At 66.0% G+C, this 16719-nt stretch carries 17 protein-coding genes and 1 riboswitch; of the genes, 7 read left to right on the top strand and 10 right to left on the bottom strand.

Features of this window, described 5'->3' with window-relative positions; all coding sequences use genetic code 11:
• Window positions 1-6: 6 nt before the first annotated feature.
• Complete coding sequence (locus ARADN35_RS0122580) at window positions 7-789, bottom strand: 2-keto-4-pentenoate hydratase (RefSeq protein ID WP_010466261.1); 783 nt, start codon at window positions 787-789, stop codon at window positions 7-9.
• 220 nt (window positions 790-1009) lie between these two features.
• A riboswitch (glycine riboswitch) is annotated at window positions 1010-1123 on the top strand.
• A 91-nt stretch (window positions 1124-1214) separates the two neighbouring features.
• Between ARADN35_RS0122580 and ARADN35_RS0122585 the strand changes: the two genes are divergently transcribed.
• A complete protein-coding gene (locus tag ARADN35_RS0122585; RefSeq protein WP_010466262.1) occupies window positions 1215-2531 on the top strand; it encodes a D-amino acid dehydrogenase in 1317 nt (438 codons plus the stop codon).
• Window positions 2532-2546: 15 nt separating this feature from the next.
• On the opposite strand, the gene sorU is transcribed toward ARADN35_RS0122585, so the two are convergent.
• Entirely contained in the window at window positions 2547-2855 is a 309-nt protein-coding gene (gene sorU / locus ARADN35_RS0122590; protein ID WP_010466263.1) for a SorU family sulfite dehydrogenase c-type cytochrome subunit, read from the bottom strand.
• A gap of 138 nt (window positions 2856-2993) precedes the next feature.
• Window positions 2994-4205, bottom strand: a complete 1212-nt coding sequence (gene sorT, locus ARADN35_RS0122595) for a SorT family sulfite dehydrogenase catalytic subunit (protein ID WP_010466265.1) — start codon at window positions 4203-4205, stop codon at window positions 2994-2996.
• 667 nt (window positions 4206-4872) lie between these two features.
• Here sorT and ARADN35_RS0122605 point away from each other — a divergent pair.
• Window positions 4873-6195, top strand: a complete 1323-nt coding sequence (locus tag ARADN35_RS0122605; RefSeq protein ID WP_010466269.1) for a hemolysin family protein — start codon at window positions 4873-4875, stop codon at window positions 6193-6195.
• An 11-nt stretch (window positions 6196-6206) separates the two neighbouring features.
• On the opposite strand, the gene ARADN35_RS0122610 is transcribed toward ARADN35_RS0122605, so the two are convergent.
• From ARADN35_RS0122610 to ARADN35_RS0122635, 6 genes are all read right to left on the bottom strand, one after another.
• Entirely contained in the window at window positions 6207-7532 is a 1326-nt protein-coding gene (locus ARADN35_RS0122610) for an FIST signal transduction protein (RefSeq protein ID WP_010466272.1), read from the bottom strand.
• 82 nt (window positions 7533-7614) lie between these two features.
• On the bottom strand, window positions 7615-8490 hold the full coding sequence (locus tag ARADN35_RS0122615; protein WP_010466274.1) for a PhaM family polyhydroxyalkanoate granule multifunctional regulatory protein: 876 nt from the start codon (window positions 8488-8490) through the stop codon (window positions 7615-7617).
• 96 nt (window positions 8491-8586) lie between these two features.
• Window positions 8587-9084, bottom strand: a complete 498-nt coding sequence (locus tag ARADN35_RS0122620) for a copper chaperone PCu(A)C (protein WP_010466276.1) — start codon at window positions 9082-9084, stop codon at window positions 8587-8589.
• 63 nt (window positions 9085-9147) lie between these two features.
• Entirely contained in the window at window positions 9148-9693 is a 546-nt protein-coding gene (locus ARADN35_RS0122625; protein WP_244265939.1) for a YcnI family copper-binding membrane protein, read from the bottom strand.
• Between the two features lie 141 nt (window positions 9694-9834).
• Window positions 9835-12141: a TonB-dependent receptor gene (locus ARADN35_RS0122630; protein WP_010466281.1), complete on the bottom strand. Its 2307-nt coding sequence runs from the start codon at window positions 12139-12141 to the stop codon at window positions 9835-9837.
• A gap of 80 nt (window positions 12142-12221) precedes the next feature.
• Window positions 12222-12587 (bottom strand): DUF2946 family protein, encoded by a 366-nt coding sequence (locus ARADN35_RS0122635; protein WP_010466282.1) that lies wholly within the window; start codon window positions 12585-12587, stop codon window positions 12222-12224.
• 122 nt (window positions 12588-12709) lie between these two features.
• Between ARADN35_RS0122635 and ARADN35_RS0122640 the strand changes: the two genes are divergently transcribed.
• The 4 genes from ARADN35_RS0122640 (at window position 12710) to ARADN35_RS0122655 (ending at window position 14928) form a co-directional block, all read left to right on the top strand.
• The gene (locus tag ARADN35_RS0122640) at window positions 12710-13357 is read left to right on the top strand and encodes a glutathione S-transferase (protein ID WP_010466284.1); all 648 of its coding nucleotides are present in this window, start codon (window positions 12710-12712) and stop codon (window positions 13355-13357) included.
• Between the two features lie 109 nt (window positions 13358-13466).
• The gene (locus ARADN35_RS0122645; RefSeq protein WP_010466286.1) at window positions 13467-13838 is read left to right on the top strand and encodes a TraR/DksA family transcriptional regulator; all 372 of its coding nucleotides are present in this window, start codon (window positions 13467-13469) and stop codon (window positions 13836-13838) included.
• Between the two features lie 86 nt (window positions 13839-13924).
• Window positions 13925-14338 carry a VOC family protein gene (locus tag ARADN35_RS0122650; protein ID WP_010466288.1) on the top strand — a complete coding sequence of 138 codons (414 nt, stop codon included), beginning with the start codon at window positions 13925-13927 and terminating at the stop codon, window positions 14336-14338.
• Entirely contained in the window at window positions 14335-14928 is a 594-nt protein-coding gene (locus ARADN35_RS0122655) for a MarC family protein (RefSeq protein WP_010466290.1), read from the top strand. Before ARADN35_RS0122650 ends, ARADN35_RS0122655 begins: the two co-directional genes overlap by 4 nt.
• Before the next feature lie 106 nt (window positions 14929-15034).
• Here ARADN35_RS0122655 and ARADN35_RS0122660 read toward each other — a convergent pair whose 3' ends face one another.
• Complete coding sequence (locus tag ARADN35_RS0122660) at window positions 15035-15580, bottom strand: Rrf2 family transcriptional regulator (protein WP_029414311.1); 546 nt, start codon at window positions 15578-15580, stop codon at window positions 15035-15037.
• 151 nt (window positions 15581-15731) lie between these two features.
• Between ARADN35_RS0122660 and nhaR the strand changes: the two genes are divergently transcribed.
• The gene (nhaR, locus tag ARADN35_RS0122665) at window positions 15732-16628 is read left to right on the top strand and encodes a transcriptional activator NhaR (protein WP_029414312.1); all 897 of its coding nucleotides are present in this window, start codon (window positions 15732-15734) and stop codon (window positions 16626-16628) included.
• The last annotated feature ends 91 nt before the right edge of the window (window positions 16629-16719 follow it).

Genomic DNA, 16719 nt, shown 5'->3' on the forward strand with positions numbered 1-16719 from the left:
CGCCTGTCACACCAGATGAACCTCGGCGCGTCCGAGGCCTGGAAACTCAGCCACCACCACTGCACCCGGCGCCACCAAGACGGTGCCGGTGCAGGAACCGGTGGTCACCCACTGCCCCGCGCACAGCCCACCCAGGCTGCGCGCGCCTTCGTTGGCCAGCCACACCAGCAGCCCGAGCGGATCGCCCGCCGCGTTGCCCCAGGTGGCGTGTTGCACGGCAACCATCCCGTTCACTGACACGCTCACCGCTTGCGCCAGGGGCTGCACCGCCGCCACATCGGCCACCCCCGCACCCACGATCAGTGCGCCATGGCAGGCCTGGTCGGCCAGGCGGCTCCATTCGCCCTGCAGCCCCCAGGCCGCAAACCGCGTATCGCACACCTCGATGGCGGCGCGCACCGAGGTCATGGCAGCCAGCACCTCGGCCGCACTGTAGGGCGTGGAGCGGGCTGGCAAATCGGCACCCAGCTCGTACACCAGCTCGGCCTCGACCCCCATCACGGCGAACCCTGCAGCAGACAAATGCACCGCCTGCACGGTTTGCGCCACAAACACCGAATCACGGGTGAGCGCTGCCCGCGTGGGTTGGGCCTGGGGCGACGCGGCGCCCACCTTCCAGCCTGCAATCTCCCCCCGCTCGCGCACCACGATGTCTTGCACGGCATAGGCCTGGGTCGCATCGCGCGGGCGCAGCGCTGCGGGCAAATCGAGCGGCCGGGGGGTGCGCCCCTGGCGGGCCATGGTGATGACGGCCGCGCTGGCAAAGGGATCGAAAGCGGTGTCGGGCATAGGGAAAGCGTCCTGGGCTGGGTCAAGTCGCTGGATTATGGCGACCTGTCACCTCCTACCATCAGCAACGATTGCCACCCATTAGCCGGCAAAAACACTTTGCCGCCGCCCGTGCCCTCCTAGAATGGGCCCCGCAGGAGAGCACGGCAGGCCACACGCCCGCCGCTGCACCGAAGGCGCAAACTCCCATACACGCTCAGGTCCCGTACTGCACCATTCATCAAAGCCGTCTGGAGAGCCGCCACGGGCACACCGTGGCGCACCGAAGGAGCAAACCGCGCGCCATGTGGGCTGTGTGGTGAATCTCTCAGGTACCAAGGACAGGGGGAGCGGCAGCTTGGCGGACGCGCGCCAACTGCTTGCTATACAAAAAATAGCTTCTAACGCACGTCCATCAAGCGCTGAACCCTTAAAAGGCTTCAAAAATGCGCGTGATTGTTTTGGGTGCCGGCTTGCTCGGCGTGACTTCGGCTTATTTCCTGCAACAGCTCGGCCACGAAGTGACCGTCATTGACCGCCAGGGAGCCCCCGGCGCCGAAACCAGCTTTGCCAACGGTGGGCAGATCTCGGTCAGCCACGCCGAACCCTGGGCCAACCCCAGCGCGCCGCTCAAGGTGCTGCAGTGGCTAGGCAAAGAAGACGCCCCCTTGCTGTTTCGCCTGCGTGCCGACATGCGGCAATGGCTCTGGGGCCTGGCCTTTCTGCGCAACTGCACGCCGGCGCGCACGCGCCACAACATCGAGCAGATCGTGAGCCTGGGCACCTACAGCCGCAGCGTGCTGCAGCAGTTGCGTGCAGCCACCGGCATCCAGTACGACCAGCGCACGCAAGGCATCCTGCACTTCTACACCAACGCGAAAGAGTTCGCTGGCGCCCTGGCCCCGGCCGAGCAGATGCGCGCCCTGGGCTGCGAGCGCCAGGTCATCAGCGCCGACGAGGCCGTGCGCATCGAGCCAGCGCTGGCCCACATCCGCCCGCAGCTGGCAGGCGCCACCTTCACGGCCGAGGACGAATCGGGCGATGCCAACCAGTTCACGCGCGAGCTGGCCAAACTGTGCGAGGCGGCGGGTGTGCAGTTCCGTCTGGGCCACCACATCACGGCGCTGCGCGAGGCAGGCGGCAACATCGACCATGTGGAAGTGACCAACGCCGAGGGCCGCTTCGAGCGCGTGCAGGGCGACGCCTTCGTGCTGGCCATGGGCTCGTTCAGCCCGCTGCTGGCGCAGCCGCTGGGCATCCACCTGCCGATCTACCCAGCCAAGGGCTATTCGGTGACCATGCCGGTCAAGGACGCGTCCAAGGCGCACCAGGTGAGCCTCACGGACGACGAGTTCAAGCTCGTGTTCTCGCGCTACACCAGCCAGCAGGGCGATCGTTTGCGCATTGCCGGCACCGCTGAATTGAACGGCTATGACCGCCACCTGAACCAGGTGCGCTGCGACGCCATCGTGCGCCGCGTGGAGCAGCTTTTTCCTGGCGCGGGCGACGCGAGCCAGGCCCAGTTCTGGACCGGCCTGCGCCCCGCCACGCCCAGCAATGTGCCGCTGATCGGCAAGACGAAGCTCGCCAACCTGTTCCTCAACACCGGCCACGGCACGCTGGGCTGGACGCACGCCTGCGGCTCGGGCCAGGCGCTGGCCGACATCGTGAGCGGGCGCGCGCCGCAGGTGGATTTTGACTTCCAGGGGCTGGAACGCGACCGGCGGCCGGCCGCGCTGCTGCCCTCGCGCACGACGGCCTGAACCGGCGGCCCGGCGTTATGGGGCCGCGCCCGTGGCCTGGGCCACGAAGGCGGCCACGGCCAACATGTCTTTTTCGCTCATGCGCTCGGCATACGAGGGCATCGCGCCGATGCCCGCCTTCAACGCCCGCAGCACGCGGCCCGCATCGGGCTTGAGTTCATCCAGCACCGGGCCGACCTGTCCCTCGGCGCCCGCAGCCTGCAGCGTGTGGCACACGGCGCAGGCGGGCTGGATCTTGGTGAACAGCTCCTTGCCGCGCGCCAGTTCGGCAGGGTCGGCGGCCCAGCTGGCACCCGCCCACAACAACGCCACCCCCACCAGCAAGCCACACCCCGGCACCCGATGCCGTCCGATACCGGCGCGCCCCAACACCCGTGCCACCGCGGATCTGGCTCCGCCAGTCCGGGGGTGGCGTCCCCCCCCAGGGGGGAAGGCGCGCAGCGCCTCGAGGGGGGAGCCGCGTCATGCCACGGTCAACGTGACAGCGTGGTCCCGCCAGCTGGCGTTGTTGTAGCCGCCCAGGTTTTCCTCTCGCTGCTCGGCCTGCACGTTGCCCGCCGTGTCGGTGGCGCGGCTGGCCAGCACCTGCGTGCCGGCCTCCAGGCGCACCGGCAGTGCAAACTGCCGCCAGGCAAAGGGGCCCAGGTCCGGTCCGATGAGTTTGGCCGCCTGCCAGGTCTTGCCACCATCGGCCGAGACCTCTACCCCCTTGATGCCCCGCGTACCCCCAAAGGCCACGCCGTGCACCTGCACCTGGCCCGCCTTGAGCGGGCCCTTGTCGGGCAGGGGGCCGTTGATCCAGGACTTGACGCCCATCTCCCACACCGAAGGCTGGTCGGGGCTGGCCTTGGAGCCGGGGGGCGACATGCGGTAGCCGTGCGACATGATGCGCGCCTGTGACTGCGCACTGGCGAAGGCCACGCGCTTGACGTACTTGATGTTGTTCACGCCCTGGTAGCCCGGAACCACCAGCCGCAGCGGCCCACCGTGCGCCAGGGACAAGGGCTCGCCATTCATCTCCCAGGCCAGCAACGCGTCGTCCAGCGCTTTCACGGGGACCGAGCGCTCTACCAGCACAGACAGCGGGTCCACACCTTCTGGCAGTTTTTCGCCACCGGTGCCCGTGAGGTAGGCCGCGCCGTCGGCCAGCCCGCCCAGCGCAGCCACCACGTTGCGCAGCGGCACGCCGCTCCAGACCACACAACCCGCAGCGCCCACGGACCAGGGCGTGCCACTGGGCTTGCTGGGGAAAAAGCCCCGTCCATTGCCCGAGCATTGCAGCACCGTCGCCACGGTCTCGACGCCCAGGGTTCTGAGTTCGGCCAGCGTCAGGCTGCGTGGGTTCTTCACCCCTTCGATGGCGACGCTCCAGGCATCGCGGTTATCCAGGATGGCCGCATCAGGCGCGGGCAGGTTGTTGCGCACGTACAGCTGGCTCGACGGGGTGATGACGCTGGTGCCGAACGCGGAGCGCCGGGTTTCCAGGGTGCTGCTGCTGTGCACGATCAGCGCGTCCGGAGATTTCCATCCCGCATAGGCGGGCAGCGGCTTGGCAGGGCTCGTGGCCTGCTGCGCCCTGGCAGTGCCAGCCCATCCGGCCAGGCCCAGCGCGCTCAGGGCTGCGGCACTTCCGGCCAGCATGTGGCGGCGTGGCAGGGTCATGGAATCTTTCATGGAAACGTCTCCAGATAATGTGGGTGAACAAACGGTTTTCTCCCCGCCCTCGCCTGACAGGGGCATGCCGGGGCGGGCCCAGCCCGCATTCTGTGCGGCAGCCTTTACCGTGGCGCGCAATGCGTCGTTAACAAAAGTAACAAACACAAAACATCGGAAACATTCGTACACAGGTACGAAGGCCGTGGGCATATTCGCGCTTTGTTTTGGGGGGGAGGAAAGCGCAATGAACACAAACAGGAAACCCACCGGCGGCAAATGGGGAGTGCTGCTTTTCCTTTGGCTGAGCTCCAGCGCGGTGCAGGCCCAGCTGACGGCCATCGTGGCCGTGGAGCCCACCGCCCGAAGGGTTGGAGCGGAATCGGGCGACAAGGCCGCCCCGGCTGCTTGCATGGGCATGAGCCCATGCGGCGCACCCGAAGCATCCACTCATCCCGATTGCGCTCCAACGCGATCCCCCGCGAGATCGTGAGCAAGTTCTTAAAGCTGCCAAGGTGGCCGCCGCCAAGGGGTTCAAGTCGGTGTACTGGCTGCGCGGAGGACTGCCCGAGTGGGACGAAACCGGTCTGCCCACCGAAGGTGGCTAGGAGCCTGCGCAAGGCCTCTGGCCCCTGTCCTTACAATTGGTCGCTTCTCAACACCCAAGGGCGCGCAAGGCGCCCTTTGTATGGAAATAGCAATACTGTTCGCCCTCATCTTCCTCAACGGCCTGTTTGCCATGTCAGAGATCGCTCTGGTCACGGCCCGCAAAGCCCGGTTGCAAAAGCTGATTGATGAGGGCGATAGCGGCGCCGCCGCCGCCGTGAAGCTGGGCGAAGACCCCACGCGTTTTCTGTCCACCATCCAGATCGGCATCACGTCCATCGGTGTCTTGAACGGTATCGTGGGCGAGGCCGCGCTGGCCGCACCGCTGGCTGCGTGGCTTGAATCGCTGGGCGTGCCCCTGCCCTACGGGGGCTATGCGGCCACCGGGCTGGTGGTGGTGCTGATCACGTATTTCTCCATCGTGGTGGGTGAACTGGTGCCCAAGCGCATCGGCCAGTCCTACCCCGAAACCTTTGCCCGCCTGGTCGCACGGCCCATCAACTTTCTCGCACTGGCCACCAAGCCTTTTGTGCTGCTACTGTCCACCTCCACCCGCACGCTGCTGCGCCTGATGGGTGTGAAGGAAACCAGCGGCAGCCCCGTGACGGAAGAAGAAATCCACGCCATGCTGGTCGAGGGCACAACGGCCGGGGTGATCGAATCGCACGAGCACACCATGGTGCGCAATGTGTTCCGGCTGGACGACCGCCAGATCGGCTCGCTGATGCTGCCGCGCGGCGACGTGGTGTGCCTGGACGTCGATGCTCCGTTTGAAGAGAATCTGGCGCGCATCGAGGAGTCGGACCACGCGCGGTTTCCGGTGGTGCGCGGAGGCATGGACAACATCCTGGGCGTGATCAATGCCCGCCAGTGGCTGGCCCGCGCGCTGCGCGACCGCAGCCAGACCCTGGCCGACCAGACGCTGCAGGCCGTGCTGTACGTGCCCGAAACCATCACCGGCATGGAGCTGCTGGACAACTTCCGGCTGCAGGACGTGCACATGGCGTTTGTCATCGACGAGTACGGCGAGGTGCAGGGCATCGTCACGCTGCAGGACCTGATCGAGGCCATCACCGGCGAGTTCCAGCCGCGCGACCCCGAGACCTCGTGGGCGCTGCAGCGCGAGGACGGCAGCTGGCTGCTGGACGGCCACATCCCGGTGCCCGAGCTAAAAGACCGGCTGAACCTGGACTCCGTGCCCGAGGAAGAACGTGGCCGCTACCACACCCTCAGCGGCATGATCATGTTGCTGACCGGGCGCCTGCCCAAGGTGACCGACGCAGTGCAATGGGAAGACTGGAAGCTCGAAGTGGTGGACATGGACGGCAAGACCATCGACAAGATCCTGGCCACACGCCTGACGCCCGAGGAAAAGGCCGAGGCCGAGGACAGCCCGGCGGCCTGATCACGACGGCCCTATTCGCTGTTCACAAAAACGGTCAGCACCCCGGTGTAGCCGTACAAATGGTGGTGCGCAATTTCACCCCCGGCAAAAAAGCCGGCCAGCGGCACATCGCCCAGCGCGTGGCGCACGATCTGCAGCTCGGCACTGGGCCCGCCAAAATGGGGGCCGCCCCGGCCCGAGCAGCTCACATAGATCGCCCCGCAGATGCGCCGCCCGGTCTGGGGCAGAGCGCTGGTGCCCCGCGCCGCAGCCCCCGGTGCCGCGGCCAGATCGCCCAGGGTGTCTGACGACACCATCGGCGCAGGCTCCAGCTCCTCGGGTTCCAGCTCCTCGCGAATCTCGGCGCAGATCCGCATCAGGTCGGCGCGCGCCGCTGCCACATTGCGCTGGCAGAACGCCAGGTGCATGCCAGCCTCCACATGGTCGGCCAGGGCCACGCCCCGGCGGCTGCCGTCGAGCCCCACGATGTGGCGCACGCGCGTATCGGTGCCGAAGTGCCCCGTGCGGCGCTGGCCCAGAGGCTGCTCGCCCGCGCTGACCAACCCGGCCAGCGTGGCGCGCACCTTGCGCAGCGCGGGCTGGGGGTCTCCACTGTCCAGCGAGACCTGCAGCGTATCGAGCAGCACATCCAGCGCGGGCTCGCCATCCAGCGCCAGAACGACATTGTCCTGCGCGGCGGTGATGGTGCGCAGCGCGCCCACGGGCTGGCAGCCCTGCGTGACGCGCGACACCAGCGCCACCCCAGCGCCAAACGCCACGCCCGACAAGCCGCCGTCAAACACCCCGCTGGCGCCGCCCTGGCCGGCCATGTTGCCGTCGCCGCCCACTGCAAACTGTACGTTGCTCGTGCGGCTGGCGGACAGGCCACCAAACAGGTAGCCGGTGTCGGTGCGTGCGGCCATCTCGGCCAGCAATTCGGTCAGTTCGGGGGTGCGACCGTCGGCATGCACCAGCGCCGTGTGGGCCACAAAGCCTGCGCCCGGGTGCGGCGCGTGCGTGGGCAGCGGTGCCACTCCGGAGAACACACGGTACTGGTCGGCCGGCACATCCAGCAGCATGACCGACAGCGCCGGCTCGTCAAAGTACTCGGCATTGTTGGCCGACACGCCCACACCCACGGTACCGGTCCAGTCCGTCACCTCGGGCAGCTCGCCACTCAGGTAGTCGAGCAGCGCCTGGGCTTCGTTGCCGTAGTGGTCGGTGACGTAAAGGAGGCCCAGGGTGGGTGCCGAAGCGTATTCGGGCAGCGCCATCTGGGCGCGCAATTGCGCCAGCACCAGCGCGGCGGCCATACGCCACTGGGGGTGGGTGGCGTGGCCGGAAGGGAAAAGTTTCATGGGGTGGATCTCCATGCCAGGGCGGTGGTGGGCCGATGTTGCGCCCACTTGCGGGTTGTTGCCACACCCGCCCGCGTTGGCGTCAGCCCGCTCGCTTGCGGGCCGCTGGGCTGCGGGTGCTGCTGCTGGCTTTTTTGGCGGCGGGTTTCGCCGTGGTTTTGCGGGCCGCAGGCTTCGGGGTGGCGGTGGTCTTCTTGGTGGCGCCCGGTGCAGCGGCACGCTTGGCGCCGCCCTGCATGGTCTGCATGCCCTTGGCGGCGAATTGGGTGGCCATGCCGGTGGCCGTCTTGAGGGCTTCCTTGGCGAGGCCCGTAGCCATGTTCTTGGTGGTGTCGATGGCGGTCTGCTTGGCCGCGTCCTTCATGGCGTTGGCGGCGATCTGCTGGAACTGGCCGGTGAGCGCGCCCCACCACTGCATCGGGTCCACCACGGTGGGCGCAGCGGCGGCGGCCGATGCCTTGCTGCCCTTCGCCTTGGCCTTGGCAGGCTGGGCGGCGGGCTCGGCTTCCTCGCGCTCGTCTTCTTCTGCTTCTTCGGCAGCGCTCGCGCGGCCCGTAACACGGGCGGCAGCCCCAGCGACGGCGCCCGCCGCGCCGCTCACGGTGTCGGCGGCTTTCTGCACACCGCTCATCACGGTGTCGGCGGTCTTGAGCTTGAAGGCATTGGCCACGTCGCCCATGCTGAAGTTCATGCCCTTGAGCGTGGCCAGGGTCATCTTCTGCACCTCCAGCGCCTGTATGGTGGCGGCCAGCGCGCGCGAGTTCTGCTCCAGCCAGAACTGCACGGCCTTGAGTTCGTCGATGCGCTTCTCGAGTTCTTCGACGCTGATGGTGGGCGCCACCCAGTTGCTGAGGTTGGGCAACTGCGGAATGCTGTTGGACGCCCCTTTGGCCAGGCTCTGCAAAAAGTCAAAACCTGGGACAAGTTTGCCGAAACCGAAATTCGATGTGTCGCTCATGGCCGCTCCGCAAGAGGTGGACGAGGGTGATCTGTGGTGGAGGCACAGCTTACTCCAATGCGTTGCGCCCGCGAAGGCGCTGCGGCGGCGAGAACCTCAGTGTTTATGCCCATCCATCATGCTGCCCGCAGTGGCACCACCGGGTGCCGCCGTGCCCACAGGCACTGTCAGGTTGAGCTTGCTTTCCGCACCCTTGGCATCCTGGAACACCAGGGTGATGGGCACCGAGCTGTCCTTGGCCAGGGGCGCCTTCAGGTCCAGCAGCATGACGTGGTAACCACCGGGCTTGAGCTCCACGGTCTTGCCCGCGGGCAGATCGAGCGTGGGCACGGCGCGCATCTTCATGATGTCGCCTTCCATCTTCATCTCGTGCACTTCGGTGATGCCAGCGGCGGGCGATTCGGCGCGCACCAGGCGGGCGCCGTCCTTGGCGGTGAGGCGCATGAAGGCGCCCGTGGCCTTCTGGCCCTGCACGCTGGCACGGGCCCAGGCGCCTTCGACCTTGACGGCGGCGGTCTGGGCCCATGCGGGGGCGCTGGCCAGTGCTGCGGCCAGTGTGGGAACGAGGGCGGCGCGGTGAAGCAGTTTTTTCATGATGGATGTCTTTCGGAGGTCAGCTAGAAATGGGGTGGAGCAGGCGCGGGGCGGACCTGACTGTCAATGATTGTGCGCACCGCCGCCGCCCGTGGGCAGAATCTCCAGCGCTGCCGCAGGGGACTTCAGGTCCGAGAGTTTCTGGCCGGCCTTGGGCACATCGACCCAATCGTTGCGGCCTTCGACACAGGCCTGGCGCACGGGCCAGTACACGGTGCCGGCCTGCTCCGGCGCCTGGGCCACGAGCACGAACTCGTCGTAATGGGCGCTTTGCAGCATGTCGTCCGGCGTCTTGGCCGTCCAGGTGATGCGCACCACGTCTTCGGTGATGCTGCGGCCGTGGCTGGTGTACGGCTGTGCGAGTTTTTCGCGCTGTACCTCCAGCGTCCAACCGGGCTTGGGCATGGGGCGCGCGCCGCGCATGCCGGCCGGGATGTCCACCGCGACCTGCCGCGTGGGCGACGCGCCGCAGCCGTGGCCAACCTTGAAGCTCGCCTTGTAGCTGGCGCCCGCCGGGGCCACCTGGTATTCGAGCACCACATGGGCGGATGCAGAGCCAAAAAGGCCTCCAGCGCTTAATAGTAAAGCGGTGGCAGCTATATTTTTCATAGTGTTTGATTTCATACTCAGACCTTGCGTTTCAACGATTCATTGCCTTCAACACTGGCGCGCCCGAGGCGAGCGCCACCGCGGAACCGGCTTCGCCGGGCCGCTGGAGGCGTCCCCCTTGGGGGAAGCGGCGCAAGCCGCTCAGGGGGTTACTTTCAATTCAGCCAGGTAGGTGCGCTGCGGGTAGGGGTGGAAGTTCCAGAACTGGTAGTTGTTGAGGTTGTCGATGCCCACGGCAGCGCTCACCTGTTTGGTGATCTGGTAGCGCACACGCACGTCGGTGGTGAAGTAGCGGCTGGCGCCCTGGTAGGCAAAACCGTTCACGTCGGTGTTGTCCAGCGTGCTGTACTGCCTGCCGCTGTAGCGCGCGCCCAGCGTGTATGACCACTTGTCGTCGGGCCGGTACGTGGCCACGGCACTGGCGCGCCACTCGGGGATGCGCGGCTGCCACTTGCCCACGCTGGCGGGAAACTTGTCGTTGCGGGTGACCTTGGAGTCCGTCCAGGTCAGGCTTGAACCGAGGTCGAGCCCACGCAGAAGAACATTGGCGGCCTGGTACGACAGCTCGATGCCCTTGGTGCGGATGGCATCCACGTTCTGCACGTTGGTCACGTTGGGCGCGACGAGCACGTTGGTCTGCGAATACAGCGCGTCCTTGGTGCGCTCAAAAAACGCGGTCAGGCGCAGCAGCCCATTGCCCATATCGCGCTCGGCCGTCAGCTCGGTGGTCCAGCTCTTTTCGGGCCTCAGGTTCGGGTCGTTGTTGATCAGCGTGCCGCTGCCGTTGATGCCACCCTGGTACAGCTCGGCCACGGTGGGCATGCGCACCGCGCGGCCAGTGGAGGCCTTGAGCACCCACAGGTCGTTGGCCTGGTAGGCCACGGCAGCCTTGGGCGAGAAGTAGGTTTCGTCGCGCTCGGGGTGGCTCACGGTGGTGGTGGCATTGCCGGTCTGGCCGTTGCTGGCGCTCCAGCGCTCGGCGCGGGCGCCCAGCACGGCCTTCCACTTTGGTGCGATCTTCCAGGTGTCTTGCGCCCACAGGCCAATGAGCTGGGTGTCGCCGTTGAAGGCCTGGTTGCGGGCGCCTGCTGCGCCGCTGATCCAGTTCGTCGTGGCGTTCTCCACGGTGCGCAGCTGGTAGCTGTCGCGCTGCAGGCCAAAGTCCACGATGTGCGTGCCCTGCACCCCATTCGGACGCCAGGTGCCTTTGGCGGCCAGCGTGTTCCAGCCCGTGCCCTTGTTGTTGACGATGCGCCCTGCCCCGCCGTCCAGCGCTGCAGGCAGCGCCACGGTGGCGGCGCGCAGGGTGTCGGTTTGGTAGTCGTACAGGCTGGCGGCCACCTCCCAGTCGAACGCGCCCTGGGTGTGGCTTTTGACCGAGAGCCCGTGCATAAAGTGCGTGAGGTTCTCGTTGGAGACATTGAAGTCCGTGGGCGCGAGCGTGTACGAGCGGCCGTTGATGTTGACCGTGCCGCCGTACACCGCATTGCCATTGGCGTCGCGCAGGTAGCTGGTGGGGCGCCCTTCGGATTCGTTGTGCCACCAGCCCAAGGTGTAGGCCGCCCGCACGGTGGGCGAGAAGTCGTAGGCGATCTTGGCCTTGATGTGGTCTTGCTGCGTGTGGTACTGCGTGGCCGTGCCCAGCAGGTACCAAGGCTGGTTGCTGCGGTTGTTGCCCGGCACCGCGCCGGTCACGGGCGTGCCCGCGTTGCCCACGGTGCCGGCGGACACCAGCCGCGTGGGGAAGGTGAGCGGCTGGCCTTCGCTGTCGGTCTTGTTGAAGTTGAGGAACCACGACCAGTCGCCATTCTTGTTGCCGACGGATGCGCTGACCTGCTTGCCCGCGTAGGTGGCGTTGGTGCCATACAAATCGAACGGCTGGTGCTGGACGCTGACCTGCCCGTGCGCCTCGAACTGTGTCGGCATGCGCGTCACATAGTCCACCACGGCACCCACCGAGTTGCCGGCATAGGCGGCGGAGAACGGGCCGTAGAGCACATCCACGCGCTCGATCTCCTCGGGCGTGACCAGCATCCAGCGCGGCGCGTTGGTGGGGCCGTTGCCCAGGTAGTTGCTCAGCAAGATGCCGTCGGCGAACACCATGGACCGCGCCGGGTTGCCCGTGCCCGAGGCGCGCGTGGACAACACGGCGTGGTTGTAGTCGCCGATGTAGCGCTTGCGCACCAGCAGGCTGGGCAGGTACTTGAGGGCGTCTTCGCTGTCGGTGGCGTTGATCGAATGCTCGATTTGCTCGCGCGTCACGCCCTCGATGGTGGTGGGGATCTGCGTGGGCAGCGAGGTGGGCTGGCCGCCGCGGATGGTGACCACGCCCAGCTCCTTGACGGGTGCGTTGGTGCTGTCAGCGGTCTGGGCCCACACGGGCATAACCCAGGACAGGGCAAGGGGAAAGGCGCTGGCCACGGCCAGCGCCATGCGGCTTTTGCGCATGGGAACTCCTGAATTTCAAGCCAAATAGGCCGTCAGCGCTTATCTATCAAGCGCAAACAGCTATTAAACAAATAGCAATTTCAGGAGAAGGCCGGAGGCCCGCGCGGCGGCAGTGGCGCGGCGGTGCGCGCAGCAATGTGCGCGGCGGGAATGGGGCGCAGGGCATGCGCCAGGGGATGGATTACAGGCAGCTGCGCCTGTGACGATGGGGGAGGAGCGCCCACATGCGCGCACAACGGGCAGTCCAGCGTGTGGCTGGGCAGCTCCTTGGCGCCGTCGTCGGTCTTGACCAGCACCTTGATGGCGCCCGAGCCCGAACAGATCAGCTCCATCGCCTGCGGATTGACCAGGGGCGACGCCACCGCCACCCCCATGGACAACACAAACCACGCCAGCACAAGGCGGGCGAGCCAGCGAAGGCTACGGATGGTTTGGAGGGAGGGCATGGGTGCGGATTGTAGGGGGCCGGCGCGCGAACTCCTTGACGGAGGTCATCTGCGCGACGGACTGCACCCCCGCCCGCACCTAGGATGCGTGCTGCATTCACCACCATGACGGAGACAACACCATGCTGACACTCTGCGGCTTTTCGGCCAGCAACTACTACAACAAGGTCAAGCTCGCCCTGCTCGAAAAGGGCCTTCCCTTCACCGAGGAACTGGCCTGGGTGGGCGAGACCGACCGCAGCGCCAGCCCGCTGGGCAAGGTGCCCTACCTGCGCACCCCCGAGGGCCCGCTGTGCGAATCGGCGGTGATCGCCGACTACATCGAGGCCGCCCACCCCGCGCACCCACTGATCCCCGCCGACCCCTACCAGGCCGCCAAGGTGCGCGAGCTGATCACCTTTCTGGAGCTGCACCTGGAGCTGGTGGCGCGCAACCTGTACCCGCAGGCCTTTTTTGGCGGCACGGTGAGCGATACCGCCAAGGAAAAGGTGGGGGCGCAACTGGAAAAGAACATTGCCGCCTTCGGCCAGCTGGCGAAGTTCAGCCCCTACGTGGGTGGCAACACCTTCACCCTGGCCGATTGCGCCGCCATCGTGCACTTGCCGCTGGTCAGCTCGGCCACCAAGATCATCTATGGCCGCGACTACCTGGCTGGCCTGCCGGTGCGGGATTACCTGACCCGCATGGCCGAGCGCCCGCACGTGCAGCGCGTGAATGCGGATCGCAAGACCAATACCGCGGAGATGCTGGCACGGCCGGCCAAGCGCTAAGCGCCCTTCTTCCGCAAAGGGCCGGGGCGTCATCCCTTGACCCTGGTCAACCAGGGGCTCTGCACGCAGGCGCACCATGCAGGTATCCGCTCACCCGAGGAGACACCACATGGACAAGACCCAAGCCGCCCCATTCCGCCAACTGTTGCTGGCCCAGCAATCCGGGCTGCGGGCGCAGTTGGCTGCGCAGCGCGGCGGCGTCATAGGCCGTGCAGAGGCCGCTGCCGACCACTTTGGCCAGCCCGAGGACCCACGGGCCCAGCTGGCCACCGAGCGTGAACTGGAATTTGCGCTGGACGAACGCGAAACCACCCATCTGGCCGCCGTGGAAGCTGCTTTGGCCCGCATCGAAGACGGCACGTACGGTGAATGCACGGACTGCGGCACCCACATCACCGCCGCCCGCCTGCATGCCACCCCCGAAGCTGCGCGCTGCGTGCATTGCCAGGAGAAGGCCGAGCAGCATCGCCGCGCAGCCTGAATCGGCGCACGCTGCTCCAGCGTTCCGCCGCCACTTCCAGCAAAACCTCCGCCCACGCACCCATACTGGCTGCTATCCTTTGCAGGATGCGCAGCCTGTTTCACCTTGCCTTTCACGTGACCGACCTCGATGCCGCCCGCCGCTTCTACGGCGGTGTGCTGGGCTGCCAGGAAGGCCGAAGCACCGACACCTGGGTGGATTTTGATTTCTTTGGCCACCAGATCTCGCTGCACCTGGGCACACCCTTTTCCAGCGCCCGCACGGGCCACGTCGGCAATCACCTGGTGCCCATGCCGCACTTCGGCGCCATCCTGGAATTGCCCGACTGGCATGCGCTGGCCGCACGCCTGAAAGCAGCTGGCACCGCCTTTGTCCTGGAGCCACAGGTGCGTTTTGAAGGCCAGCCCGGGGAACAGTGGACGATGTTCTTTCACGACCCGAGCGGTAATCCCATCGAGATCAAGGGCTTTCGCTCGCTGGACGCGGTGTACGCACCGTGAGCTACACCTTCGCATCGGCCACCATCCTGCTGTTGCTGATCACCGATCCGCTGGGCAACATCCCCATTTTTGCCAACGCACTGCGCGGCGTGGCGCCCGAACGGCGGGCGCGGGTGATCCTGCGGGAAGTGCTGATCGCGTTTGCGCTGCTGATGGTGTTCCTGTTCTTCGGCGCGGAGTTTCTGCGCGTGATGAACCTGAGCGATCTTTCGCTGCAGATAGCAGGCGCCGTCGTGCTATTTCTGATCGCACTGCGCATGATCTTTCCGCCCGAATCCGGGCCACAGGCCGAATTGCCTGGAGAGCCGCTGATCGTGCCACTGGCCATTCCGGCCTTGGCGGGCCCCTCGGCCCTGGCCACGGTGATGTTGCTGGTGGCCCAGGCCCCCGAGCGCCGTTGGGAATGGGTGGGCGCGCTGTGCGTGACCATGGCCGTGTGCGCCGTGGTGCTGTTGATGGCCGAACGCATCCAGCGCCTGGTGGGAGAACGCGTGGTGATGGCGTTTGAACGCCTGATGGGCTTGATCCTGGTCGCCATCTCGGTGGAGATGCTGATCCGGGGGATCAAGCAGCTCGCACAGCAGCTGTAGTCGCCGCTCGCCCCCAACAGCGAGGGAGGGGAACCGGGGATTCCACCTCCGCTCCGCCCTGAGGGCTGGCATGCCAGCAACTACAGTGCGCCGCCGGCGCGCAAGCTCAACGGCGTTGCAGCAACGGGATGGTGCCCAGTGCGAACACCGAGTTGGGCACCCCCACCCGCGCCATCAAAGGGCGTGGCTTGGCGTTCAGCTTGGGTCGGGGTGCGACAGGCGCCATCTCCTCAGCAACCACCCCCTTGGCATGCTGCTCGGCCACAAGGTCCTGCAAAGTCACTGACTGCAGGTACTCCATGACCCGCGCGTTGAAGGTGGACCAAAGTTCACCCGTCATCGACTTCACCTGGGCAGCCTGGCCGACATCCAGGCTTTGCAGATCGTCAGTCTTGAGGTTTTCGACGGCCAGGATGATCTCGGCAACCGAGATCTGGTCGGTGTTCCGGGCCAGGGTGTAGCCGCCGCCAGGGCCGCGTGTGCTGTCCACGAGCCCGGCACGCCGCAGGGCACTGAACAGCTGCTCCAGGTACGACAGCGAGGTGCCCTGCCGTGCGCTGATCGTCGACAGTGCTACCGGCCGCATCTTCTGGCGCAGTGCCAAATCCGTCATTGCCGATACCGCAAGTTGTCCTCGGGTGGTGATCCGCATCGTTGCTACTCCTTGTGAACGTTGACAGTTCCAGACCGCAGCGCGAACCGCTGCGGAAAGGGGCCAAGGGTTCAATGTAGGACGTTTGATACTTCGCGTATATTCGTTTTATTGGAGCAAATAATTCGCTTTTTCCGCAGTATCTACCCCCATGAACTTTAAACACCTCCGATATTTCTGGACAGTTGCCAAAGCCGGCGGCGTCATGCGGGCTGGTGAACAACTGCACACCACGCCCCAGACGCTGTCCGGCCAGATCAAGCAACTGGAGGAATGGCTGGGCCACGACCTGTTTCGCAAGCGCGGGCGCGGGCTTGAACTCACCAGCGAAGGCCGTGTCGCCCTGGGATACGCCGAACAGATCTTTGCGCTGGGTGACGAGTTGGAGAAATCCATCCGCCTCTCGCGTGGCCAGGCCAAGCCGCTGGAATTTCGTGTGGGGGTGGCCGACTCCATTGCCAAATCCGTGGCGTATCACCTTCTGGAGCCGGCGCTTGGAATGCCTGAGCAGGTGCACATGACCTGCCAGGAGGGGAAATTTCCAGAACTGATTGCACAACTGAGCCTGCACAAGCTCGATCTGGTGCTCGCGGACGAGCCGGTCTCCAAGAAGATCGGTGTCAAGGCGTTCAACCACCCTTTGGGAACCAGCGGCATGAGTTTTTTCAGCGCGCCTGGCCTGAGGGCGCAGCTGGACGGAACATTCCCCCAATGCCTCCAAGGAGCCCCCATGCTCATCCAGGGGCCCATGTCCTCTGTGCGCCAGCAGCTCGACCACTGGCTCAATAAACACCATCTTCAGCCCCGGATCGTGGGAGAGTTCGATGACAGCGCCCTCATGAACGCCTTCGGCCGCGAAGGCCGGGGAGTTTTTACCTCACCCACGGTTCTGGACGCGGAAACCACCACCCAGTTCGGTGTCGAGGTGATCGGTCGCACTACAGAGCTGGTCGAGGAGTTTTTTGCAATCTCCGTGGAGCGGCGCATCACGCACCCTTGCGTGGTGGCAATTACCAAGGCGGCAAAGGCCGATCTTTTTGGGAGATGAGAGACCTCCCAATGCGGGCAGGGAATTCCTCCCCTGTCACAGCCAAAGCGGCTTTGCTCTGGCTACAGAAAACCGGTGCTCAGCAATGGGG

The sequence above is a fragment of the Acidovorax radicis N35 genome, assembly GCF_000204195.1.
GTDB classification, from domain to species: Bacteria; Pseudomonadota; Gammaproteobacteria; order Burkholderiales; family Burkholderiaceae_C; genus Acidovorax; species Acidovorax radicis.

Bases quoted from the DNA above. Each gene is read 5' to 3' on its own strand.
- ARADN35_RS0122630 (WP_010466281.1), bottom strand. From the start codon at position 12,141: ATGCGCAAAAGCCGCATGGCGCTGGCCGTGGCCAGCGCCTTTCCCCTT.
- ARADN35_RS0122625 (WP_244265939.1), bottom strand. From the start codon at position 9,693: ATGAAAAATATAGCTGCCACCGCTTTACTATTAAGCGCTGGAGGCCTT.
- ARADN35_RS0122660 (WP_029414311.1), bottom strand. From the start codon at position 15,580: ATGCGGATCACCACCCGAGGACAACTTGCGGTATCGGCAATGACGGAT.
- ARADN35_RS0122615 (WP_010466274.1), bottom strand. From the start codon at position 8,490: ATGAGCGACACATCGAATTTCGGTTTCGGCAAACTTGTCCCAGGTTTT.
- sorT (WP_010466265.1), bottom strand. From the start codon at position 4,205: ATGAAAGATTCCATGACCCTGCCACGCCGCCACATGCTGGCCGGAAGT.
- ARADN35_RS0122645 (WP_010466286.1), top strand. From the start codon at position 13,467: ATGGACAAGACCCAAGCCGCCCCATTCCGCCAACTGTTGCTGGCCCAG.
- nhaR (WP_029414312.1), top strand. From the start codon at position 15,732: ATGAACTTTAAACACCTCCGATATTTCTGGACAGTTGCCAAAGCCGGC.
- ARADN35_RS0122580 (WP_010466261.1), bottom strand. From the start codon at position 789: ATGCCCGACACCGCTTTCGATCCCTTTGCCAGCGCGGCCGTCATCACC.
- ARADN35_RS0122605 (WP_010466269.1), top strand. From the start codon at position 4,873: ATGGAAATAGCAATACTGTTCGCCCTCATCTTCCTCAACGGCCTGTTT.
- ARADN35_RS0122585 (WP_010466262.1), top strand. From the start codon at position 1,215: ATGCGCGTGATTGTTTTGGGTGCCGGCTTGCTCGGCGTGACTTCGGCT.
- ARADN35_RS0122610 (WP_010466272.1), bottom strand. From the start codon at position 7,532: ATGAAACTTTTCCCTTCCGGCCACGCCACCCACCCCCAGTGGCGTATG.
- ARADN35_RS0122635 (WP_010466282.1), bottom strand. From the start codon at position 12,587: ATGCCCTCCCTCCAAACCATCCGTAGCCTTCGCTGGCTCGCCCGCCTT.
- ARADN35_RS0122640 (WP_010466284.1), top strand. From the start codon at position 12,710: ATGCTGACACTCTGCGGCTTTTCGGCCAGCAACTACTACAACAAGGTC.
- ARADN35_RS0122650 (WP_010466288.1), top strand. From the start codon at position 13,925: ATGCGCAGCCTGTTTCACCTTGCCTTTCACGTGACCGACCTCGATGCC.
- ARADN35_RS0122620 (WP_010466276.1), bottom strand. From the start codon at position 9,084: ATGAAAAAACTGCTTCACCGCGCCGCCCTCGTTCCCACACTGGCCGCA.